The sequence below is a fragment of the Saccharicrinis fermentans DSM 9555 = JCM 21142 genome (assembly GCF_000517085.1).
Lineage (GTDB): Bacteria > Bacteroidota > Bacteroidia > Bacteroidales > Marinilabiliaceae > Saccharicrinis > Saccharicrinis fermentans.
Window position 1 is genome coordinate 5019659 of record NZ_KI912107.1, and the last position, 25416, is coordinate 5045074.

The 25416-nt window shown below is 39.1% G+C and carries 15 protein-coding genes; 9 read left to right on the plus strand and 6 right to left on the minus strand.

Features of this window, described 5'->3' with window-relative positions; all coding sequences use genetic code 11:
• The first annotated feature begins 86 nt into the window (after positions 1–86).
• The 9 genes from CYTFE_RS0120725 to bglX all read left to right on the plus strand — a co-directional run bounded on the left by CYTFE_RS0120725 (position 87) and on the right by bglX (position 18992).
• The gene (locus CYTFE_RS0120725) at positions 87–2474 is read left to right on the plus strand and encodes a glycoside hydrolase family 31 protein (RefSeq protein WP_027473390.1); all 2388 of its coding nucleotides are present in this window, start codon (positions 87–89) and stop codon (positions 2472–2474) included.
• Positions 2475–2542: 68 nt separating this feature from the next.
• A complete protein-coding gene (locus CYTFE_RS0120730; RefSeq protein WP_027473391.1) occupies positions 2543–4405 on the plus strand; it encodes an alpha-amylase family protein in 1863 nt (620 codons plus the stop codon).
• Between the two features lie 287 nt (positions 4406–4692).
• A complete protein-coding gene (locus CYTFE_RS0120735) occupies positions 4693–6189 on the plus strand; it encodes an acyl-CoA dehydrogenase family protein (RefSeq protein WP_152541842.1) in 1497 nt (498 codons plus the stop codon).
• An 852-nt stretch (positions 6190–7041) separates the two neighbouring features.
• Positions 7042–7770, plus strand: coding sequence for an NUDIX hydrolase (locus CYTFE_RS0120740; RefSeq protein WP_027473393.1), 729 nt, complete (start codon positions 7042–7044; stop codon positions 7768–7770).
• A 27-nt stretch (positions 7771–7797) separates the two neighbouring features.
• On the plus strand, positions 7798–9411 hold the full coding sequence (locus CYTFE_RS0120745; protein WP_027473394.1) for an MFS transporter: 1614 nt from the start codon (positions 7798–7800) through the stop codon (positions 9409–9411).
• 50 nt (positions 9412–9461) lie between these two features.
• A complete protein-coding gene (locus tag CYTFE_RS0120750; protein ID WP_027473395.1) occupies positions 9462–11903 on the plus strand; it encodes a GH36-type glycosyl hydrolase domain-containing protein in 2442 nt (813 codons plus the stop codon).
• 134 nt (positions 11904–12037) lie between these two features.
• Positions 12038–15097: a SusC/RagA family TonB-linked outer membrane protein gene (locus CYTFE_RS0120755; RefSeq protein WP_027473396.1), complete on the plus strand. Its 3060-nt coding sequence runs from the start codon at positions 12038–12040 to the stop codon at positions 15095–15097.
• A gap of 18 nt (positions 15098–15115) precedes the next feature.
• Positions 15116–16651 (plus strand): RagB/SusD family nutrient uptake outer membrane protein, encoded by a 1536-nt coding sequence (locus CYTFE_RS0120760; protein WP_027473397.1) that lies wholly within the window; start codon positions 15116–15118, stop codon positions 16649–16651.
• Between the two features lie 64 nt (positions 16652–16715).
• A complete protein-coding gene (gene bglX, locus CYTFE_RS0120765) occupies positions 16716–18992 on the plus strand; it encodes a beta-glucosidase BglX (protein ID WP_027473398.1) in 2277 nt (758 codons plus the stop codon).
• 244 nt (positions 18993–19236) lie between these two features.
• On the opposite strand, the gene CYTFE_RS0120770 is transcribed toward bglX, so the two are convergent.
• The 6 genes from CYTFE_RS0120770 to nifE form a co-directional block, all read right to left on the minus strand.
• Entirely contained in the window at positions 19237–19614 is a 378-nt protein-coding gene (locus CYTFE_RS0120770) for a hypothetical protein (protein WP_027473399.1), read from the minus strand.
• 12 nt (positions 19615–19626) lie between these two features.
• Positions 19627–20736 carry a homocitrate synthase/isopropylmalate synthase family protein gene (locus CYTFE_RS0120775; RefSeq protein WP_027473400.1) on the minus strand — a complete coding sequence of 370 codons (1110 nt, stop codon included), beginning with the start codon at positions 20734–20736 and terminating at the stop codon, positions 19627–19629.
• A gap of 84 nt (positions 20737–20820) precedes the next feature.
• On the minus strand, positions 20821–21126 hold the full coding sequence (locus CYTFE_RS0120780) for a (2Fe-2S) ferredoxin domain-containing protein (protein WP_027473401.1): 306 nt from the start codon (positions 21124–21126) through the stop codon (positions 20821–20823).
• A gap of 76 nt (positions 21127–21202) precedes the next feature.
• Positions 21203–22468, minus strand: a complete 1266-nt coding sequence (locus CYTFE_RS0120785) for a radical SAM protein (protein WP_027473402.1) — start codon at positions 22466–22468, stop codon at positions 21203–21205.
• A 59-nt stretch (positions 22469–22527) separates the two neighbouring features.
• Positions 22528–23940: a nitrogenase component 1 gene (locus CYTFE_RS0120790; protein WP_044262971.1), complete on the minus strand. Its 1413-nt coding sequence runs from the start codon at positions 23938–23940 to the stop codon at positions 22528–22530.
• A 142-nt stretch (positions 23941–24082) separates the two neighbouring features.
• Positions 24083–25414 (minus strand): nitrogenase iron-molybdenum cofactor biosynthesis protein NifE, encoded by a 1332-nt coding sequence (gene nifE / locus CYTFE_RS0120795; RefSeq protein ID WP_027473404.1) that lies wholly within the window; start codon positions 25412–25414, stop codon positions 24083–24085.
• Positions 25415–25416 lie beyond the last annotated feature (2 nt).

Consider the following 25416-nt stretch of genomic DNA (forward strand, 5'->3'; position numbering starts at 1 on the left):
GTGTTATATGATATTGTGTATTTATATTTTTTTTAGGATTCAATAAATCTTTCGATCTTGCACCCCATCATAAAAAAGATCAAAATATGCAACAAAAATTCTTCTGGGGAACCTTCATTGTTTCCATATTAGTCCTAGCCGGCTGCCATTGTCATCAAGAAGAGAGGTATGTTACCGAAGTGGAACAACGTGATTCTTGCCTTTATCTTCAGACGAATGAATTTGGAATTTGTTTTAGGCCTTTATCTAATCATGCTATTGAAGTGGAATATTTGATAGACGGACATATAAATCCGCCGTCTTATGCTCTTGTGCATGATAAAAAAGCGCATATTTCTACCTTTTTTCATAACGACGAGGATATTGTCAGTTATGGTACAGGAAGTATTACTGTTAAAATTCAAAAAAGCCCATTGCATATTTCCTATTACCGCGATGGAAGACTTCTTTTTGCTGAAGAACAAGGGCTCGTGATGAATGATTCAGTGAAGGGCTTTAGAATGAGGCTCGAGGATGATGAGAAGCTGATGGGGGGTGGTGAACGTGTGTTGGGCATGGATCGCCGTGGTAATCGCCTTCGCCTATATAATCAGGCCAGTTATGGCTATGGTACCAAAGCCGAACTGATGTATTATTCAATGCCCATTGTTATGTCTTCGCATAAATATATGTTACTATTTGATAATACGACGGATGGTTATATGGACTTGGGTAAAACAGAACACGACATCTTACAGTTTGAATCGGTAGGTGGAAGGTTGAGCTACGTGGTGACAGCTTCTGACAGCTGGCAGACTTTGACTGAGAATTATATTTGCATAACAGGAAAGCAGCCAATGCCTCCTCGTTGGGCCTTAGGTAATATTAGTTCTCGAATGGGATATCGTTCTCAGAAACAAGTGGAAGACGTGGTGGATTTATATCAGAAACATGATTTTCCGTTGGATGGTATAGTTTTGGATTTATATTGGTTTGGTCCCGATTTGAAAGGTCATATGGGTAACCTGGAATGGGATAAAAATGCTTTTCCAATGCCTGAGCAAATGATGCAGCGTTTGCATAATAAAGGGGTTAAGACCATCTTGATTACCGAACCTTTTGTTCTTGAGAAGAGTGCTAAATTTAAAGAATGTGCTGTCCAGAATCTATTGGGGACTGACTCTCTGGGGCAACCATATATTTATGATTTTTACTTTGGCACTACTGCTCTCTTAGATATTTTTAAACCAGCGACAAAAGATTGGTTTTGGAGTGTTTACAAAAAGCATACCTTAAGTGGAGTGGACGGATGGTGGGGTGATTTGGGGGAGCCGGAGGTACATCCGGATGCGCTTCAACACGTTAATGGACCAGCAAATTTATTGCATAATGTTTATGGACATGAGTGGGCTAAAACGGTTTATGAAGGCTATCAGCGTGATTTCTCCAACACGCGTCCAGTGATATTGATGCGATCGGGATTTGCGGGATCGCAGCGTTACGGAATGATACCATGGTCCGGTGATGTTAGCAGGTCATGGGAAGGCTTACAGTCGCAGGTCGAGATTTCTTTACAAATGGGAATGCAGGGGCTGGCTTATATGCATTCTGACTTGGGTGGTTTTGCGGGTGATTATAAAGATGCCGAATTATATACGCGTTGGTTGCAGTATGGTGTTTTTCAACCTGTATATCGTACGCATGCGCAGGAAGATGTGCCTCCTGAACCTGTTTTTTGGGATAAACGTACCCAGGATATTACTCGTAGGTACATTAAATTGCGTTATGCACTGACACCATATTTATATACGATGGCTTATGTGAACAGCACAAAAGGAACTCCTTTAATGCGCCCTTTAATCTATATGGATGATGATAGCGCTTTGTTAAAGGAGAAAAATACTTACTTATGGGGTGATAATTTATTGGTGGCTCCAGTGACTGAAAAAGAAGTTAAAGAGTGGAGCGTACAATTCCCTCAGGGAAGTAATTGGTATAATTTTTTTACAGATGAAAAAGTAGAGGGGGGACAGATTAAATCTATAAAGGTTGATATCAATAATATTCCAGTTTTTGTAAAAGGAGGATCTTTTGTACCGATGGTTCCTGTTTTTAGCAATATGGAAGCATATAATACCCAAAAGCTCTTATTGCATTATTATGATGATTCCAGCGTAAAACAGTCACATGATTTTATGTATGAGGATGATGGTAGAACCAGTGGTAGCTGGAAAAATAAGCTGTATGAGAAATTGTATTTTAATGCATCTAAGGAGGACGATGGCTTACGTATTGATATTAGGAGGGAAGCCTTTGATTACAAAGGGAAGCCTGAGCGTAGAGATTTTTCGTTGTTGGTTCATCAACTGAAGAAAGAACCGCAACGAGTAATTATTAATAAGGAGAAGCATGATTTTTCATGGGACAAGGAAAAACAGTTATTACAATTGGATTTTACCATGGATCTTGATTCTATGGCACTGCGCATACAATGAGGTTGACTTCTTTATGGTTTAATGTAGCAATTGATGGATGTGATAAATAAAAATTAAAATAAAAATATATGAAAAACTACCTTTATTTAGTTGTTATATCGACATGGGTGCTAGCTTGTTCAAACCCTCGGCAAAGTCAAGTTCAAACAGTTTCAAAGCAAAGAAAAGTAGTGGTGTATCAGGTGTTTACACGCTTGTTTGGGAATACGAATACGCATAATAAACCATGGGGTACAATTGAAGAAAATGGAGTAGGTAAGTTCAATGATTTCAGTGATAAGGCCTTGACTGAAGTAAAGAAGTTGGGAGTTACGCATATATGGTACACAGGAGTGCCACACCATGCAACAGGAACAGATTATAGTCATTATGGTATTTCCTGTGATGATCCGGATGTAGTGAAGGGGCGTGCAGGTTCACCCTATGCTGTGAAGGATTATTATCAGGTTGATCCTGATTTGGCGCTTGACCCTGCTAAGCGATTGGATGAGTTTCAGGAACTGGTAGATAGAACGCATCGGCATGGAATGAAAGTGATCATAGATATTGTTCCCAATCATGTGGCACGCCGATACCAGGGGTTGAACAATCCTAAAGGCATTGTTGATTTTGGAGCCAATGATGATACCAGTGTGGTGTATGCCCGAAACAATAATTTTTACTATATCCCTCATGAAACTTTTAAGGTGCCCATTCCCATGGATGGTTATGAACCATTGGGTGGAGAGAAGAATAGCTTGGTGGATGGACAATTTTCAGAGCGTCCTGCAAAATGGACAGGTAACGGTTCACGTTTGGCTCAGCCAAGTCATTACGATTGGTACGAAACTGTTAAGGTGAATTATGGTGTTAAACCGGATGGGAGTTATGATTTTGATTTGTTACCGGCAGGTTTTGATACCTTGGATTATAAGGAGCATTATGCTTTCTGGAAAGGGAAAGATGTTCCAGATTCTTGGGTGAAGTTTAGGGATATTGCTTTTTTTTGGTTGGATAAAGGGGTGGATGGTTTTAGGTATGATATGGCCGAAATGGTACCTGTTGAGTTTTGGAGTTTTATGAACTCATCTGTTAAAATGAAAAATCCTGATGCTTTTTTGTTAGCTGAGGTCTATCAACCAGATTTATACCGCGATTATATTTTTAAGGGAAAGATGGACTATCTATACGACAAGGTGGATTTGTATGATACCCTAAAGCATATCATGCAAGGTGGTGGTTCTACTGATTATATTGCACCTATTCAGCATAAGTTAGTCGACATAGAACATCATATGCTCCATTTCTTAGAGAATCATGATGAGCAGCGCATTGCCTCTCCTGAATTTGCAGGTGATGCTCGTAAAGGAATGCCGGCCATGGTGGTTTCGGCTACACTGAGTACCTCACCTACGATGCTTTATTTTGGTCAGGAAGTGGGGGAGCCTGGTGCTGAAAATGCAGGCTTTGGAAAATCGTCACGAACTTCTATTTTCGATTATATTGGAGTCCCTCATCACCAAAGGTGGATGAATGAGGGTAAGTTTGATGGAGGACAATTGACCGAAGAAGAAAAAGAGTTGCGTCATTTTTATCAACGCTTATTGAATTTTACAACGCAGAGTAGTGCCTTAATGGGGAGCTATGCCGATATTCATGCCTATAATCGAAAATATACCGAAGGCTATAATCATAAAGTGTATTCCTGTGTTCGTTGGAGTCAAGATGAAAAGCTGGTAATTATCTCTAATTTTAGTGAGCAGGAAACGTATGATTTAGATTTGAAGATACCTGCCGGTATTGTTGCTCAAATGGATTTGAAAGAAGGTGAATATATGGCTGTTGATCAGCTGTTCCTGCAGGAAAAAGCAAAGCTGGTTGTGAACCAAACAAATGCAAGTATGCCAGTTCATATTGCTCCTTTGCAATCCTTTATATTTAAATGGAAGTAATTTATTCGTAATGTAAAGCAAGTTGGATTCAGAATGATACCTCATCTATCCGCCTTGCTTTTGTAAAATATTACTGACTTATATTTTTCGACGATTATAACTATATGTTTAAAATAGTTGCGTTTAATGAACATTTACGCTATTGGGTGGTATTATATGCTAGTTATAGCGAAGTCCATAGTCGTGTTTATGGAGTATATCTCTTCAGTGGAGATGGGGACTTGCAAGCGTTATAAAATGTTACTATTTTTATAGGTATAGGAAGTTAAATATAAATGAAATTACTAATGGATACAGAACTGTTGCCTTTTTCACAGTACTTAGAGTCATTTAAAGAAACACTTAAGAGTGTTTTTTACCAGCGAGACAATATTGAACAGTTTATTCAAAAAAGAGGATTCCCGGCGTTGGTACTACGAGATATAATGGCAAAAAATCCTTTGTCAGTAGGTATTCCAAAAGAATATGGAGGGAGAGGAGTGATCATGAGAGAGTGTTTGGCTATGCTTGATGCAGCATCTTATGAGTCTCTTCCTTTGTCGTTGACTTTTGGAATTAACATCGCCTTATTTCTTGAGCCTGTCGGTAAATATGGAAGTGAGGAAGCTCGAAAGAGTATCTTTAATAGATTTATGACTCAACAAAATATGGGCGGGTTAATGATCACAGAACCTGATTTTGGTAGTGATGCATTGAGCATGCAGACCTACTGTGAACAGGATGGAACTAATTATCATGTTAAAGGAACAAAGCATTGGCAAGGGCTGACAGGTATGGCTGATTATTGGTTGATTACCTCAAGGAAAAAATTGGATAATGGGGATCTGGCCAGAGATATAGATTTTTTTGTTTGTGATGTGCAGCAGTCTCAGCAACGTATCATCGTAGAAGAGTATTATAATAACCTGGGACTTTTTCCTATCCCATATGGAAAAAATAAAATTGATGTTATTATACCACAAAGCTATAAGCTGATACCTGAATCGTCGGGCCTTAATTTGATGATGGATCTATTACATCGCAGCCGTTATCAATTCCCAGGTATGGGTATGGGTTTTATTCGTAGAATGTTGGACGAAGCCATTGCTCATTGTAAATCGAGAATGGTGAGCGGTAAACCACTTATCCAATTGGATCAGGTTCAGCATCAAATCAATAAAATACAGAGTGCATTTACTGTTTGTTCTGCTATGTGTGCCCGCAGTGCGGCTTATGCAGGAGTGGAAAAAAACTTGTCGCCAGATGCCATCGAAGCAAATAGTATGAAGGCTTATGTGACTGATCTGATGCAAATGGCAGCGCAAGTACTTACACAACTTAAAGGAGCCAACGGTTATAAAGCCGAGAGTGTTAGTGCACGTGGTATTATTGATTCACGTCCTTTCAGAATTTTTGAGGGATCTAATGATATGCTCTATACGCAGATCTTTGAGATGGTGAGTAAGTTGATGGTGCGTCAAAAAAATATGAACCTATTGTCATTTTTAAAGGGATTTAAATTAACCCAACAGGTAGCCGAGCGTTTTGATAGCTTGGTAGATTTTGTGATTACCCCAAAGATGCCACAGCGAAAAAGTGTGGATATGGGTAAAATATTGAGCCGAATTGTTTCTGCTAATCATGTTTTTATGATGGAGACGAAAGGGTTTAGACAGGATTTGGTTGCGAATTGTATCGAAAATCTGAAACACGAAGTAGCTATGTTGGTTAGTTCTTATCAGTTTACATCTGCCATTCAACCCGTTGAAGATTATAAGGAGTCGTCCTCCTGGTTTCATTGTTAATATTGTTGTAAGCACTTAGGTGCGATGGCTAAAAATATAAAGGTATAAGTATGCAGATGCATAACTATACCTTTTTTTGTTTGCTCTGCATGATGTATCATCGGAGCTACTGGCTTTGTTTTCACCAGAAGGGATATTAAAGTGATGAGTTGTTAAGTTCGCGCGTTAAGAGGTTTCGGGTAAAAGGTGGAAGGGTTTGAAGTTAAGGGTGTTGTTATTCAATTTTGAAAACAAATCCAAGTAGAACCTATCGAAAATATTAATTTTAAAAAATGAGTTCAAGTAAAACACAAGAAGTTACAACTTGCAAAACAGCATTCAACATGATTTAATTAGTGGATAATATCTAGTTAAATACTCAACTTTTGGCACTGATCCGATATCTGTTGGTCGTTTCAAAACCACGGTATCAATCAGGTTGATGGTTGTTAATCTGTTTGTGCAGGTTTTCATAGACATCACTCCTTAAATGATTCTTAAAATCCTATTTTTTTATATTGAATGGTTAAGTACTATTGGTCCTCCTTTTAGTATATCACTACTTTTATTGTATTTCAGGACTATTGAGGTTTCTTTTGTTACGAAGAATAATCCAGCATAAGATCATTATTGTTGCCATTATTATTTAGATGTATTCTAAAATAGCTTTATCGAACAGGTTTTCTACCACCTCCAAACCTTGATGAATCAAGCAAGGAAAGTGTATGAAGTACAATAAGCTTTGATTTTTTATGTATTTTATTGTTAAAATATGTTGACACATGTTTTTTAATTACTTATATTGCCAAAAATTAATAAAGTGTATAATATACACTAAGCATAAAATTAGTAGGTGGATATAATGATTTTTGCATGAAGTATAATGATTACATATCGGTTGACTGTGTGATATTTGGGTTTGATTTTGAAAATCTGAATGTTCTAGTTGTAGAAAGAACACTAAGGGATGAAAATGGCGTGGAGGAGTTTTCGGACTTAACACTCACCGGGAATCATATTTATGAGGACGAGACCATCAATGATGCGGCTAATAGGGTACTGTTTGACCTGACGGGGTTAACAGGAATTTATCTGGAGCAGTTTAAAACATTTGCACATCCTGATAGATTAAAAAAAGAGAACGATAGGAAATGGTTGCTTCATGATGGTAGAAATCCAGACAAAAGAATTGTGTCTATCGGTCATTTTGCATTACTGTCAAAACGAGATGTCACGCTGCAGTGGAAAGGTCGGAATGTAAAATGGGTTCCATATCATGAAATTGGTGAATTGGCTTTTGATCATAATGAAATATTGGAGAAGGCGGTTGTTGCATTGCGCGAAAAGGTAAAACATGAGCCCATTGGTTTTGAGCTGTTGCCCGAAAAATTTACACTGACACAATTACAACGGGTTTACGAGATTATATTAGGTACAGAATTCGATAAGCGGAATTTTAGAAAGAAAGTTTCGAGAATGAAATATTTAATTCCGCTGGATGAAAAACAGACAGGAGTGGCGCATAAGCCAGCTAGACTATATATGTTTAGTCGTGATGTGTATGAAAAAACTAAAAAAGAACTCATTGATTTTTGGGTGTAAGCCCACATTGTCAAATATGAAACGAGCATGAAAAATAATTTAATACATAAAGTTTCAATTAAAGAAAAAATAGGATATGCATTGGGAGACGGTGCAGCCAACATAGCATGGCGTGGTGTGTCTACCTTTCTGTTATTCTTTTATACCGATGTTTTTGGAATTACACCTGCTACAGCCGGATTGTTGCTCTTAATAGCCAGGTCAAGTGATGGTTTTAGTGATGTGTTAATGGGGATTGTGGGGGATAGAACAAATACCAAATACGGAAAATTCCGTCCATGGGTTTTGTGGACAGCATTTCCGTTGGCAGCTATCTTGTCCTTATTATTTACAAGTCCAGATTTAAGTGAAACCGGTAAGGTTGTATATGCATATACAACTTATATCTTGTTTACACTCATTTATACAGCTAACAATATACCCTATGGTGCTTTGATGGCGGTAATGACCGGTGATAATAAGGAGCGGACGAGTATTGGTTCTTATCGTATGGTAGGCGCTTTTGCCGGAGGAATGTTGGTTCAGGGTGCTTTGCTGTTTTTAGTAGCCTATTTTGGCAACGTGAACCCGAGTATCGAAGTGAATGAGTTGGCCCCCAGTAAATATGAAGTCACTGTCTCAACACCAGAGACGGTTGAAAATGCCAATATCAAAACAGTAGATGGTATTGCTTTGTTTACTTGGGCAAGTGCAGAGGTGGATACGGCCAATCATCCATCTAATTATAAAAGTTTTTCCATGGAACCTAATACAGCCTACACGTTTATTGTGGAAGGTGAAGAAGGAGTGAAGCCTGAGAAGATCAGATTAATCAACCAAAAAAAAGGTTATAGTTATTCTATTTATGTACTGTCTTTTTTTCTGGCCATTTTTATGGTGATCACCTTTTTAAGTACAAAGGAAAGGGTTCAGCCTTCCCCATCTCAAAAAAGTAACTTGGGAAAAGATTTGAAAGATTTAGTACACAATAAGCCGTGGTTAGTATTGTTGGGAATAGGTTTATTGTTTACTATTTATAATTCCATTAAGCAAGGTATTGTCATTATCTATTTTACCCATTATTTGCACAACCAATTACTAGCCGCTTCTTTTCTCGTAGGACTTATGATTGCCTCCATATTTGGAGCTATGGTTACTGCACCGTTGGGTAAAAGATTAGGAAAAAGAAAACTGTTCATATATGCTTTGTTGTTTTCTGGAGGTGTGAATGCCTTGATTGTATTTTGTGGACCCCAAGATGTAAGTGCCATTTTTGTTATTGGAATTGTTTCTGAATTTGCCTCTGCTATTTTTCCTACTTTGTTTTTTGCCATGCTGGGAGATGCAGCAGACTATTCTGAATATAAAAACGGACGCAGGGCAACCGGATTGATATATTCAGCTGGCTCCTTTGTGACGAAATTTGGAGGAGGACTGGCAGGGGCTATTATAGGATTGATTTTATCCATATACCATTATGATGGATTGGATGCCAGCTCTATTGAAGGAGCAGTGCCTGCCATAAAAATGTTGATGAGCTGGATTCCTGCTTTAGTAGCATTGCTGGCGGCAGTTCTGATGACTATTTATCCATTAACACAAAGTAAGTTGGACGAAATAACTGTAGCATTAAATAGTAGAAGAGAGAAAGAAAGGATTTAGGGAGTTGTTTATATTGAAAATTTAAGTAGGGTAATTTAACAAGAAAAAAAATGAAGTACGGATTTTTTGATGATAAAAATAAGGAATATGTGATCACCGATCCCCAAACACCTTGGCCTTGGATTAATTATCTGGGATCAGAGGATTTCTTTTCCTTGATTTCTAATACGGCAGGAGGATATAGTTTCTATAAGGATGCCAAGTATAGGCGCTTAACGAGATATCGTTATAATAATGTGCCCATGGATAGTGGTGGACGATATTTCTATATAAAAGATGAGGATACCGTATGGTCGCCCGGATGGAAACCTTGTAAAACACCTTTGGATAAGTATGAGTGCAGGCACGGGATGAACTATACCAACATCATAGGAGAAAAGAATGGGGTATCGGCTTCATGTTTGTTCTTTGTTCCTCTTAATACCTGGGCTGAAGTGCAGAAAGTGACTTTGACAAACCATAGTGATGGGGTAAAAAAAATAAAACTCTTTTCTTTTATGGAGTGGGCTTTATGGAATGCGGCTACTGATATGGAGAACTTTCAGCGTAATTTGTCGACAGGGGAGGTTGAAATTGAAGGTTCAACTATTTACCATAAAACGGAATATAAGGAGCGAAGAAATCATTATGCCTATTATTCGGTAAATCATAAAATTGATGGATATGATACCGATAGAGAATCTTTTATGGGACTGTACAATGGTTTTGAAGAGCCGCAAGCTGTTGAGGATGGACAGGCAACTATGTCTGTAGCTCATGGGTGGTCGCCTATAGCTTCTCATTATCTGGAGGTTGAGTTGCAACCTGGAGCATCTAAAGATTTTGTTTTTATCTTAGGATATGTTGAAAATAAAGATCATGAAAAATGGGAGCGTAAAGGAGTGATCAATAAGACCAAGGCAATAGAAACAATGGCAAAGTTCGATACTGCAGCTAAAGTGGATCAGGCCTTCGGAGAATTAAAAGCTTATTGGGATAGTTTGTTGACTGGCTTTGTGTTGAACTCGGGTGATGATAAGTTAGATCGTATGGTCAATATTTGGAATCAATACCAATGTATGATTACCTTTTGTTTTTCACGATCGGCTTCTTTCTTTGAGAGTGGGATAGGCCGTGGAATGGGTTTCCGGGATTCCAATCAGGATTTGATAGGTTTTGTTCATCAGGTACCCGAAAGAGCAAGGCAACGAATAATAGATATCGCTTCAACACAGTTCTTGGATGGGGCATGTTATCATCAGTATCAACCACTGACTAAGAGAGGTAATGATGATATAGGTGGTGGTTTTAATGATGACCCAATGTGGTTGATTCTAGGGGTTACTGCTTATATTAAAGAAACGGGTGATTTTTCTATTCTCGAAGAACAGGTTCCTTTTGATAATGATATGCGGGTGGCCAAGCCATTGTTTAATCATCTTACGCTTTCTTTTGATCATGTGGTCAACCATTTGGGGCCACACGGCTTGCCTCTGATAGGAAGAGCCGACTGGAATGACTGCCTAAACTTGAACTGTTTTTCAACGGATCCTAATGAGTCTTACCAAACTACCGGAAATAAAACAGAGGGGTCAAAAGCCGAATCCTTAATGATTGCCGGTTTGTTTGTTGTTTACGGTCGTGATTATATTGAACTGTGCAAAGTACTGGGTAAAAATGAGGAAGCTGCTCGTGCACAGGTTCATGTGGATAATATGGTAGAAGCAATTAAACAGCATGGCTGGGATGGAGAATGGTTTTTGAGAGCCTACGATTTTTATGGTAACAAAGTGGGCAGTAATGAAAATGAAGAGGGAAAAATATTTGTGGAATCCAATGGGTGGTGTACCATGGCCGAAATAGGTAAGGAGGAAGGAATGGTGAAGAAAGCATTGGATAGTGTGAAAGAGAAACTGGATACTCCCTATGGTATCGTCTTAAATAATCCAGCTTTTTCTGAATATATTATAGAATATGGCGAAATATCGAGTTACCCACCTGGCTACAAAGAAAATGCAGGTATTTTTTGTCATAATAACCCTTGGATCATGATTGGAGAAACAAAACTGGGAAGGGGAGATGAAGCTTGGGAATATTTTAGAAAGATTTGTCCTTCCTATCTTCAGGAGATCAGTGATCTGCATAAAACAGAGCCCTATATGTATGCGCAGATGATTGCCGGTAAAGACGCTTATAAACCGGGAGAAGCAAAAAATTCGTGGTTATCAGGTACGGCTGCGTGGAATTATTATACCATTACGCAATACATTCTGGGTATTCAGCCTCATTACGAAGGGTTAAAAATTGACCCTTGTATTCCTAAGAATTGGAAAGGTTATCAAGTGGAGCGGAAATTTAGAAATAGTGTATATAAAATTGAGGTTCGGAACCCTGATAAGGTGAGTAAGGGACTGAAGTCCATAACCGTGGATGGAAAAGAAATTGAAGGAAACATAATACCCATTATGCCCGGGGGTGCACATCATGTTTTGGTTGTGCTGGGAAATGAATAGTTAATTAAAAATGTAAGCCTATGTAAAAGTAAGTCTTAGAAAAAAGAACCCGGAAAATAAGTTGCAGCTTACTCCGGGTTACAATATCAAAACCTTTAAATAACGGAATTGAATCACTTTAATGATGCAAATGTATGAAAAAGTCTAATCAAAAAAAGCGTTGTGTATCGTATGCACATGCTAAAGGAATATCCAATACGCATTGGATAAAAACGGTCATTTCTTTTCTCTTGGTATTGTTCGTATCAACAAGTTTGATGGCACAGACCAAAGAAATTACAGGATCTATTACCAACTTAGAAGGCGACCCATTGCCTGGTGTTAATATTGTTATCAAAGGAACCACCTCAGGTACAGTTACGTCTGTTGATGGCGACTTTAGCCTGATGGCAGCCCCAACAGACATTCTTGTTATTAGCTTTATTGGCTATACTAGTCAGGAGATAGCTGTGGGAGACCAAACAAGCATCGATGTTAAGTTAGCTGAAGAAACGCTGGATGTTGATGAAGTGGTGGTAGTTGGTTACGGTGTTCAGAAAAAAAGTTTAACTACAGCTTCTATTTCAAGTGTAAAAGGAGAGGACTTACAGTCTATTCCAGTGTCTCGTGCCGATCAGGCTATGCAAGGAAGAACTGCTGGTGTCTCTGTTTTGTCGACATCTGGATCCCCTGGCGCAGGTGCTAAAATCAGAATTCGGGGAGTAAATTCTAACGGAGATTCTAATCCATTGTTTATTGTCGATGGAATGAAAGCAGGAGACATTAATAATATTGACCCTGGTGATATCGAATCCATGGAGGTACTAAAGGATGCTGCTTCTGCTGCTATTTATGGTACAGAGGGATCTAATGGTGTGATTATAATCACAACGAAAATGGGCAAGTTAGGAACTTCTAAGGTGAGCTATGATTTTCAGTATGCAATGCAGAGCTCTCGAAGTAATACTGAATTGATGAATGCAGAGCAATATGCAACATGGATGGATGAGTCGGGAGCAGGATCTGTAACTCTTGATGGAACAGATACTGATTGGTTGGATGAACTTTTTGAAACAACTCCAATGCAGAAACATCACCTTAGTTTTTCTGGAGGAAATGAAAAAACTACTTATATGGTTTCTGGTTCTTATTTTACTCAAAATGGTATCGTTGGTGATGATAAAGCTAAATATGAAAGGTTTACTTCTAGAGTAAATTTAAAAAGTGAAGTAAAGGATTGGCTTGATGTGGGTACTAACTTTAGTTATTCTCACTCAAACCAAAAGTATATTGGAGAGGACGATGAATATGGTAGTGTTGTTAATGCTGCTTTATTAATGGATCCATTAACACCTGTTACTTATACTGGCACTCCTAATAATGTACTATCTCTTCAAGATGATGGACATACAATTCTCCGGGATGAGAATGATAATTATTTTGGGTTACCTGCCTATGTTACCGGAGAAATTGTAAATCCGCTAGCTTTACTAGAAACGTATCATAATAAAATTACAGAAGATAAATTTTTAGGTACTGCATTTGCTACGGTTAAACCTGCTAAAGGTTTAAGGATAACTTCTAGGGTTGGTATTGATTTAGCTTACGAAATAGATCATTCCTGGACTTCGGAGTATTATTTTTCTAGTGAGCGCCAAAACTCTAGCACTGCTGTTGATGATGATGTATCTAAATGGTATACATGGTTGTGGGAGAATTTTGCCTCTTATGATTTTAATATAGACGAACATAATATATCTGTATTGGCGGGTTATTCTGCTGAAGAATATGTTGCTCCAGTGTACAATATGCACTCAGGTGAATTAATTGCAGAGGGTAATCAGTATGCATATCAGGGTTATACAACATCTGATGAACTTGATGATGTGGATGGTTCTTATACTGAAGAAACTATGGTATCGATGTTTGGTCGTTTATCTTATGATTTTAAAGATCGTTATATGTTCGAAGCTTCAATCCGTCGTGATGCAGCTAGTGTATTCCCAGAAGATAACAGAGCAGCTGTTTTTCCAGCATTTTCACTTGGCTGGATTATGTCTGAAGAAGATTTTTTTAATGTCCCAGGAATAGATTATGCTAAGTTTAGAGCTAGTTGGGGCCAAAATGGTAGTAAAGCTAATCTTCCGGGAAATGAAGATAAAGAGTTTTTTACATTTTCAGGAATTCAATATCCAGATGCAGATGACGTTTATCAATCAGGTGCCGAACTTGATAAGTTAATTAATAAAGATTTGCAATGGGAAAAAACCGAGCAAATTGATGTTGGTTTAGACTTACGTGCTATGGGGGGGAAAATCTCGTTAGGTGTAGATTATTATAATAAGGTAACCAAAGATTTAATTCTAATAGCTCAAGGACCTTTTTCAGTAGGAAATGAGTATCCATATGAGAACGGAGGAGATGTAACTAATAAAGGTTTTGATTTTGAAGTAGGGTATCGTAATCATGATAATAACTTTAAGTATAGTATAAACTTTAATTTATCTACCCAAGATAATGAAGTTACAAAAGTGAAAGATGGAGTACCTCGTAGTGGAGATAATCTTCGGGGGTATAATTTAACATGGTTTGAAGAAGATTATCCTGTCTGGTATTTTAAAGGTTATAAAACGGATGGTATTGATGCCTCAACTGGTGAGCCTAATGTGGTTGATGTTGATGGAGATGGGGTAATAACTGCAGCTGATCAAACTTACATTGGCGATCCACATGCTGATTATTTATATGGAGCTACATTTAATGCTCAATATAAAGGTTTTGATTTTAATCTCTTTTTACAAGGTTCGCAAGGAAATGATGTCTTTATGGGATGGTTTCGTTCTGATAGGGTTTTTTCAAACAAACCAGCTTTTATGTTTGAGGATCGTTGGACATCAACAAACACCGATGCCAGCATGCCTGCAGCAAATAATACAAGTGATTACATTTACCGAAGTGATTTAATGGTGGCTGATGGTTCGTATTTACGTGTTAAGCAAATTCAGTTAGGATATACTTTACCTAAAAATGTAATTGATAAAGTAGGTTTTAACACGGCAAGAGTATTTGTCTCCTTAGATGACTATTTTACTTTTACTGATTATGAAGGATTAGATCCTGAAGCAGGTAGTGCTACTGATAACCGTCAAGGTGTTGATCGAGGAATTTATCCTATTGGAGGGAAAGTTCTATTTGGACTATCAGTTAATTTTTAATCATAAAACTACAATAGAATGAAAATATCATTATTATATAAAATCCCAGCATTGCTATTTGTATTATTAATAGCGTCCTGTAACGAAGATGAGTTTTTAAGTGTAGATCCTATAGGAGTGTTATCTAGTGATGTATACTTAAAAACCGATGAAGAAGTAAAGGCTGTAGTCGTAGGTATTTATGATGCAATGCAAGAGAATTTTTCAAGTGGGGCATGGACAAGTCTTTATTTTGTGAAAAATTTGCCAGCTGACGATTGTTTGGCAGGTTCTACTGAAGGTGATCAACCGGGTTATCAAAATATAGATGATTTTGAAATACAATCAGATAATGACAAAATTGAAGGAGTGTGGAGTAATCTATATAAAGCGATTAGTACTGCTAATACAATTATTAATAAGGTAGATGGAGATACTGATTTGAAAGTAAAAATGATTGCAGAGGCCAAGGCTTTGAGAGCATATAATTATTTCGAATTGGTAACTTTATTTGGGGGAGTTCCTTTAATGATTGTTAATCCTACTGATGAAGCTGAGTATCACTTACCTCGCTCGACAGCAGCTGCAGTATATGCGCAAATTGAAACGGATTTAATAGAAGCTATTGCTGATTTACCTATGAAAAGTGAGTACAGTTCTGGTGATCGATATAGAATGTCGAAAGGTGCAGCTCAGGCTTATTTAGGTAAAGTGTATTTGTATCAGAAAAAATATGCAGAGGCAGAAACACAATTTGCAAATGTAATTAGTAGTGGAGAGTATGATTTAGAACCAGATTTTGCTAATGTATGGAGTGTTAATGGAGAATTTGGTCCTGAGTCATTATTTGAAATTTCTTATACAGCCCAAGAAGTTTATGACTGGGGAACATTTCCATGGGATGGAACTAATGAAAGTAATATTGAAGTTCAACTTCAGGGGCCTCGTTCGAGCCTTTTTGATATTAGTGAGTCATCACTTAATATGTTAAATGGTTGGGGGTTCAATATGCCATCTGCTGAAATAGGACAGGCGTTTATTGATGCTGGAGATACCATACGCATGGCCTCTACTGTTATGTCTGCGGCTGATTTTGAAGCTACAGGTGGAGTTATAGTTGATGATGAAGCGCATGATTATGAGGGGTATATGAGGGTTAAGTATGTAACTACTTCTTCTGAAACTAGCACATCAGGTATTGCTGAGCTTAATTATAGTACTAATTGGCGGTTGTTGCGTTATGCTGATGTATTGTTAATGGCCGCTGAAGCATATCATTTTAATAATAATGATGCACAAGCGTTAATTGAATTAAATAAGGTAAGAGATAGAGCTAATCTTGCTGAAGTAACTGTTACCGGAGATGCATTATTTAATGCGATTGTAAATGAGCGTCAACTTGAACTTGCCTTTGAAGGTTGTAGATATTGGGATTTAGTTCGTTGGGAATTAGCGTCAAGCGAAATGTCAAATATTGGTTATGTAACAGGTAAACATGAGTTATTTCCAATTCCTATAAATGAAATAATTGCAAATACATCAATTTCTCCTGAAGATCAGAATCCAGGATATTAATATTTTTAATTCATGAGCAAAAGCTACCTATATGGGTGGCTTTTGTTTTATAAATACATATAATATGAAACAACGAGTATTGTTTTTTTTATTGATTCTGATATGCGCTGCCGCATGTAAGTCGCAGCCTAAAGATGAGTCAGAGGAGAGTGAGTTTGTTGAGTCATTATTAAAAGAAATGACTTTGGAAGAGAAGGTAGGTCAGTTGAATCAGTTTACAAGTCGTTGGGAGATGACAGGGCCAACACCCGACTCGGAGAATGCCCAAAGGCTTTCTGAATTGTTAAAGAGCGGGATGGTAGGCTCTATGCTGAATGTAGTAGGCGCCGAAGCGACTCGTAATGCGCAAAAAATAGTGGTCGAGAATTCTAGGTTAGGAATTCCCTTGATATTTGGTTATGATGTAATCCATGGCCAGAAAACGATCTTTCCTATTCCATTGGCAGAAGCTGCTTCGTGGGATCCTGAATTGGCCAGGTTATCAGCATCTATTGCGGCCAAAGAGGCAGCAGCCAATGGATTACATTGGACCTTTGCTCCCATGGTAGATGTGGGACGTGATGCGCGCTGGGGGCGCGTGATGGAAGGAGCCGGCGAAGATAGCTATCTGGGTGCAAAATTCGCCGAAGCAAGGGTGAAAGGCTTCCAGGGTGATAGCTTGAACAGTGTGCTCACTGTGGCTGCTTGTGCAAAGCATTTTGCTGCCTATGCTTTCTCGGAGTCTGGTCGGGATTATAATGCAGTGGACATTGGTGGAGAGTCTCTTCATAATGTTGTGTTGCCACCGTTTAAGGCTGCGGTGGATGCCGGAGTGGCCACTTTTATGAATTCTTTTAATACCATTGATGGTTTACCTTCTACTGCAAACCCTTATTTGCAGCGTGAATTGTTAAAAGGTAAATGGGGTTTCGACGGTTTTGTGGTTTCTGATTGGAATAGTGTAGGGGAGATGATCGCACACGGTGCCGCGGCCAACCTAAAGGAATGCGCCGAAAAAGCCATCACCGCTGGTTGCGATATGGATATGGAGGGTTATGCCTATGTGGATTATCTGACAGAGCTGGTAAATAATGGGGAGGTAGATGTTAAGCTGATCAATGATGCTGTGTTACGTATTCTTAGAGTGAAATACAGATTAGGTCTTTTTGAGGATCCGTATAAGTATTGTAGTGAAGAAAGGGAGAAAAACAATATTTATACAAAAGAGCATTTGGAGGCCTCTCGGCGTATAGCCAGAGAATCTATTGTTTTGTTGAAAAATGAGAAGAAGTTATTGCCCATTAGTAATAAGGTGAAATCAATAGCCGTAATAGGGCCGTTGGCTGATGATAAGGATACACCCCTGGGGAATTGGCGTGCCAGAGCAGAGAATAACTCAGCGGTGTCTTTGCTGGAGGGAATTAAGAAGGCTGTTGCAGGAGATGTGGAAGTAAATTATACCAAAGGGTGTGATCTCGCAATAGGAGGAAGGAAATTTTCTACTTATTTGAAAGTGAATGAAAATGATCGCTCTGGATTTTCGGAAGCAGTTAGGTTTGCAGCCCAGTCTGATGTTGTGGTGATGGCTATCGGAGAGGACGCTTTCATGTCGGGTGAGGGTAGAAGTGTGACAGATCTGAAATTGAAAGGCCTGCAACAAGAACTCTTTGACCAGGTTTATAAGGTCAATAAAAACATAATCATTGTACTTATGAATGGTCGTCCCTTGGTGATGCCAGAAATGGTTGAAAAGGCACCTGCAATGATAGAAGCGTGGCACTTGGGATCTCAGGCAGGAAATGCCATTGCTGATATTTTGTTTGGTAAATATAACCCTTCGGGTAAATTGCCCATCAGTTTTCCTCGTAATGTAGGACAGGTTCCTATATATTATAATCACAAAAATACGGGACGCCCCCTAGCCAAATATCCTGAAGATAATTTATGGTCTAATTATATGGATAGTCCTAATTCTCCTCAATTTCCCTTTGGCTATGGTTTGAGTTTTACTTCATTTGAATATGCGGATTTGATGATGGACTCCAGAGAGATTGCACAAGATGGTAAGTTAAAGGTGAAAGTTGTGGTGACTAATACAGGAGCTGTGAAAGGTAAGGAAGTGGTACAACTGTATATAAGAGATGAGGTAGCTACCTACGCTCGTCCGGTAAAGGAACTAAAAGGTTTTCAGAAAATAGAGCTGGAGCCTGGAGAATCCAAGGTAGTTGAATTTGAACTTACAAAAAAGGAATTGGGTTATTTCTTTCCGGATGGCACCTATGTGGTTGAACCGGGTAACTTTAAAGTTTTTGTAGGTGGTAATTCTGTTGATGTATTAGAAGGAGATTTTTCTATTGTTTAATAGTACATTAGAATTTCGATAGGCAATTTCCTTTTGGATTTGGGTGTAGTAAAAAAAAAGCCTGTAGCTTAGTAGCATGTTCCACCACCCCAGTGGTTCATGGAACTAAGCGTACAGGCTTTCTTTTATAGAATCGATTTGTAAAACCGACTCGCTGCGTAACCTAAATCTTTTTTGCCAAATGTTAAGGTTACCTTCGTAATAGATGAGGTGGATATTAATATCTTAATTTGGAATAGATTTTTTAAATGCTTATTGCAGATTTTAGTTGAGTGTCTACCCATGATTTAATATCTTGAAGCCATTTGCATAAATCTACGATGTGATGTATTTGTAAGGTGGCGGTATTCTTTTTGTAATCGCATTGCTTTTTAAGGTGAATTGCTTTGATTTTGATTTTTTCCGGGATAAGACTATTCTTTATTAAAGTTGCTAATATATCTTTTCCTGTTTTATAGGGTTCTATCCCATTTTCATATAAGATAGCACTCATCAAAAATTCGGCTGACATACTGATGAGGTTATAGGTGATTAACGATGGTTGTTGGTTGGATCCAGATAAATCCATCGCATTTTGATAATATTCAGTACCTGTTTGGTAGAATCTTTGAGAATTTTCCATGCATCTTCCGGGTTAAAGGTTTAATATTAATTCTCTCAATTCATTTTTGCCGATACTCTGTTTTTGGCTTGCGGCCAACTTTTTCACCTTAGGAAGGATTTCTTTTCCTTGTTCTTTCGAAATATGGATTCCCATATGAGCGAGTGTATCTAATACCGCAGCTACTCCAGAGTGTTTGCCTATTATAAATTGAGGTTTTTTACCAATTTCTTTGGGATCAAAGGCATGATAACTCATTGGGTTATTCAGTAAAGAACGGCAATGAATGCCAGACTCATGACAGGTTATCAATTCCCCTGTGATGGGTTTTGTTTGACTCATCTTACGGTTTGAAGCTGTCTCTATAAATTGACAAGCGCGGTTTATCTCTTTAAGATTTATGCCGAGGTCGAGCTGGAGGGAATATTTGGCAGCAGCAGCTACTTCTTCCAGAGGGGCATTGCCGGCTCTCTCACCTAAGCCATTAATCGTAACATCGATACTGTTTGCGCCGGCTTGTAGGGCAGCAACACTATTGGCAGTGGCCATTCCCAGATCGTTATGGGCATGAAATTCCAAGTTCATATTCGGAAAAAGAAAGCGGTAGCCAGCTATCATTTCATATACCGATATAGGATTCATGATGCCTACTGTATCGGCAAAACGAATTCGTTCAATACCCATACTGGTTGCTTTACTGATATATTCCTTTAAGAAATTTGAATTGGCTCGTGAAGCATCTTGTGCTCCAATGCCAACAAATTCAAAATGGTTGCGGGCGAGTCCAATCATTGTCTCCATTTGATTCAGCACCCAACTACGATCTTTACCCATGGCAGCCAGCTGAATATCGCTTACCGGGAAAGAAATGCTGATGCGTTTAACTCCAGTGCGTTTGGTGGCCATAATGTCAGAAACGGTGGCACGAGCCCAACACAGCATATCAAAATTAAAGCCTTGATTTACCAAGGTTTTAATGTCTTTTTCTTCTTGGATGGATATGGCAGGAGTTCCTATTTCGGCTTCTTGAATGCCTAACTCTACCAGCATTTGTGCTATGCGTATTTTTTCCTCCAGTGAAAAAATGACTCCAGCAGCTTGCTCTCCATCGCGTAATGTGGTGTCAATCAAATATTGTTTCATAAGGCCATGATTGCATGTAGGGACAACGATATATGTCATCCCTACACTAGTGAAAAATTACCCGGATGATTTGCGAGAATAGGATTAATCTGAAATTAAGTACTCCTCAACAGCTTTACCTTCCTCAAGGGCATCCAATATTTCGTCAATTTTTTCTTCTGTGATCTCTCCATACCATAGATTGTTGGGGTGAATAACCATAATAGGCCCCTGGCTGCATACATTTAAACAGGCTGTACTGGTAACCGCAGCATCAATGCCTCTATCATTACACTCCTCCATGATGTAGGGAATAAAATTACCAGCTCCGTTTTTGTTGCAAAACCCTTTGGCATCTCCGGCAACACGGTATGAGTTACATACCAAAATGTGATATTCAGGCTTTTTCATTAAAATAAATTTTTATTGGTTGTTTGTTTATTTTTCAATTTATGTCATATTCTTTTACACCGGTTTCAACTTGTCATCATCCGCAACCAGTGCCTGTTCCTGAACAACCAGCACCGCATTTAAAGCTTTCTGCTTTGGTGATAGTCCTGAGTTCTGTGCCTTTATAAACAGCATCCATCCCCTGATCAATCAATCCCGACATCTCTATCACTTGCAATCCTGATTTTCCTAATATTTTAGAGGGCTTTGGCCCGATACCTCCTACGAGTATAGCCTTGCAGTCACTCAGTATATTGCCCAGTTCTTCCCACCGGCTGTCTCCGTTTCCTTTGGAGGGTGTAACGCGTTGGTTTACTAATTTGTATCCGTTGGGAGTCTCTTTGAAAACGTATAGCCTGTCTGCTTCTCCCAGATGTTGGTTCACTAAAATACCTTCATTGCTGGCCACTGCTACATAGGGGCGCTTATCAGCATCTCCCTTGTCTATACGTACTTTAGCTGCTTCGGTCAGTAGTTCCATCGCTTCAGTGCTATCTTTTCCCAGAAGTCCCGCTGCATCTGCCCGGCATCGGCTGCAGTGAGTCATTGGCGGTAAAAAAGCGCCAATTTCTTTTCTGATCTCTTTCATGTGAGCACTGCCAGGCTCTGTTAAATCAGAAAAAGGTGTTTCTTCCACAGGAATTAATGGAATCGTGTTCATCAAATCGACACCCAACTCAGATAATCCTTTAGCGAGTGCACCCAAGTGTGTATCGTTGATTCCTGGAATTACGATGGCATTGGCTTTTACAGTAATACCTGCGGACTTTAATTTTGTAATGGCCTCCAGTTGTTTGCGCAGAAGGAGTTCCGCTCCGGCCAATCCAAAATATCCTTTCTTCTCATAACGTACCCATCGGTATACTTTTTCAAGAATTTTAGGATCGAGGGAATTGATCGTAATGGTTACGTGACTCACCTTTAACGTCGCTAACTCATTGATATAAGGTGCGATGTTCAGGCCATTTGAAGATACGCATAGTATCATCTCCGGAAAATTAGAGCGTACCTGACGTAGTGTCTCCATAGTTTCTTCTGGGTTGGCGAAAGGATCGCCGGGACCAGCAATGCCTACGACCGATAGCTGAGGCATTTTTTTCTGTAGGGCTGTTAAGTATATGATAGACTGTTCGGGCGATAGTATATTGGAGGTCACACCGGGTCTACTCTCGTTGACGCAGTCGAACTTTCGGTTGCAATAATTACAACTGATATTACACTTGGGGGCGACTGGTAAATGCACTCTGGCATATTGTCCTTTAGCTTCTTTATTGAAACAGGGGTGTTTTTTGAAGTCTATCATATGCTTGTGTTTTAGTATCAAGGTGTTACTGTTTTGATCTTGATGGTTACTAAGTCTTTTTATATATATTTATAGCCCACTTCTGAGTTTTCTTGCTTGTACTCCATCATGGCATTTCCAATTTTGTCAAATAATTCCTGTGCTCCTTTGTAAGCAACATGTTTGAGCCGGGAGCCACCCATCCGGTCGTGAATGGGAAAGCCTACCCGAATAATAGGTATCTTGAGTTCACGTGCTATGTAGTAGCCTTTGCTGTTGCCGATTAAAAAATCGGGTTTCATATCAATACATAGTTCGTTTATTTTTTCGTAATCTAAATCACCCATCACCCGAATGGTTTTGCCATGTGTAGGAGCACATATTTCAATTTGTTCCTTCAATGCACCACTATTTCCTCCAGAAGCAGCAAGAATCACTTCAACACCTATTTCGTCTAAGAAGCCTGTCAAGGCTATGACTAAGTCTTCTTCACCGTAAACCACTGCTTTTTTTCCAAAGACGTATTTGTGTCCATCGGCATAAGCATCAATGAGTCTGCCGCGTTCCATGGTGTATTGGGTGGGCACTTCTTGTTGGCTAATATCACTTAATATTTGAAAAAGTTGATCGCTCTGTGTAATGCCTACAGGTAGATTGATGGTATGTTTTTTCACGCCAAATTCCTTTTCCAAATATTCGGCGCCTGTGTACGCCATATTTTTGCTTTTGATTCTTCCCACTAGATTTCCTTTGTTTAATATGGGGCCAAATTCAATACTGGCTTTGGCTCCTCCCATTTTCTTTAATTCATCCACAGGAGTTCCTCCATCGGGGATTCTGTGATAGGTATCCCATACCGGATTGTCTAATGTTTCGGAATAATCAGGAACCATGATATAGTCGATGCCAAAATCCTCTAGAATAGCTTTTAAAATTCTTAAATCTTCGGTGGAGATAAATCCAGGAAAAATATTCACCTTATTGTTCTTATCTACTTTTGAGGCAAAGGTTTTGGTGATGGCTGCTACTGTCTCATGAAAACCGTCCATGTGTGATCCTTGATAGCTGGGCGTAGATGAATATACAAACTCTGGCACTTCGGGCTCGTTCTTGTGTGCTGCACGATAATTTTTTAAAGCTTGCCCAATATCGTCACCAATGGTTTCGCTTAAGCAAGTAGTGCATACACCTACTACTTCAGGTTTATATTGAGCAATCACATTTTGTATGGCGGTGCTTAAGTTCGCTTCACCCCCAAAAATGGTTGATTCTTCACTAAAATTAGATGAGGCAATATCTACCGGCTCTTTATAGTGGCTTATTAAATATCGTCGGATATAGGTGGCACACCCTTGCCCGCCGTGTATTACCGGAACACATCCTTTGATTCCTTTATATGCGATACTTCCTCCCAGTGGAGAACACACTTTGCAGGCATTCCGCGTGGCAACGAAGTTTTTACGTTCTTTTAATACAGGTATCTTGTCGGCCATTTTTTTAGTATCTGGAGTCCTTATTCATTATTTATATACTGATGTATAGTTGACAACGAAGGACAGTTAAACTTTTGTATCACGTTTGTTCGTTCTGTATCTCACCTAACTTGTTGTTTGATACTCATTATATTATGCGATACTATTTTTGAATAAACTTCCATACCGGGCTGCAGACTGAGGCGTACACTTCTTTAGCGAAGTTGAGCATTCCCACAAATCCGGCAAGTGCTTCTTTACGTTCGTGGTTATGATCGCAAAATCCAAGTCCTAGTTTATAGGCTATGGGGCGTTCTTTTACACCTCCAATAAAGAGGTCGGCTCCGGTTTGTTTTACAAAGTCGGATAATTCGTTTGGATTTGAATCGTCAACAATTACAGTTCCTTTGTCACATATTTTTTGTAGTAGATTGTAATCGTCTTTGTTTCCGGTTTGCGAACCCACCACTACGGTTTGCATGCCCAATAGTCGTAAGGCTTTTACTAGGCTGATGGCCTTAAATGCACCACCTACATAAATGGCAGCTTTTTTACCTTCTAGTTTCTGGCGATAAGGTTGCAGAGCAGGTATGAGTTTTGCGATCTCCTCAGATACCAAGGTTCTGGCGTTGGCCATTAATTCCGGGTCGTTAAAATGTTGAGCCACCTCGTAGAGAGCATCCGACATGTCTTCAATACCAAAGTAAGATACCTTCTTAAAGGGTATATCGTATTTTTTTTCCATTTCTTTGGCTACATGCATCATACTGCCGGAGCACTGTACCACATTTAATGATGCTTTATGGCATTTGCGTACTTGCTCCACGCGGCCATCGCCTGTCAGGCACGCAATAATTTCTACTCCAATTCTCTTATAATATTCGGCTAATATCCAAAGCTCACCGGCCAAGTTAAAATCTCCCAGTATGTTGATACTGTATTTGGGCGGTAGGTAGTTATCATCCGTTCCAACCAATTTCATCAAAGCGTCACATGCCGCTTTGTAGCCATCTTTTTTGGTTCCTTTAAAGCCTTCACTCATCACAGGAAGTACATCAACTCCTGTTTCGTTGCTTAGTCGTCTGGCAACAGCTTCTACATCATCACCAATAACACCAACTATACATGTGCTGTATATAAAAACAGCCTCGGGTTTGTATGACTCAATTAGCTCGGTCAGGGCACTGTATAATTTTTTTTCTCCTCCAAAAACAACGTCTTTTTCTCGTAGGTCGGTTGAAAAACTTAAACGGTGCAATTGAGGGCCTGAAGACATGGCTCCCCTGATATCCCAGGTATAGGCGGCACATCCTATAGGACCATGTACAAGGTGAAGGGCATCGGCTATGGGGTAAAGGACTACCCTGGAACCACAAAATACACAAGCTCTTTGACTTACGGAACCTGCGGCTGATTTTTTTTCGCAGGCTAAATCATGTTGGTCTTCGCCTATGGTAACAATCTGGGGTGTTCTATCTTTAATATATTTTGACATGA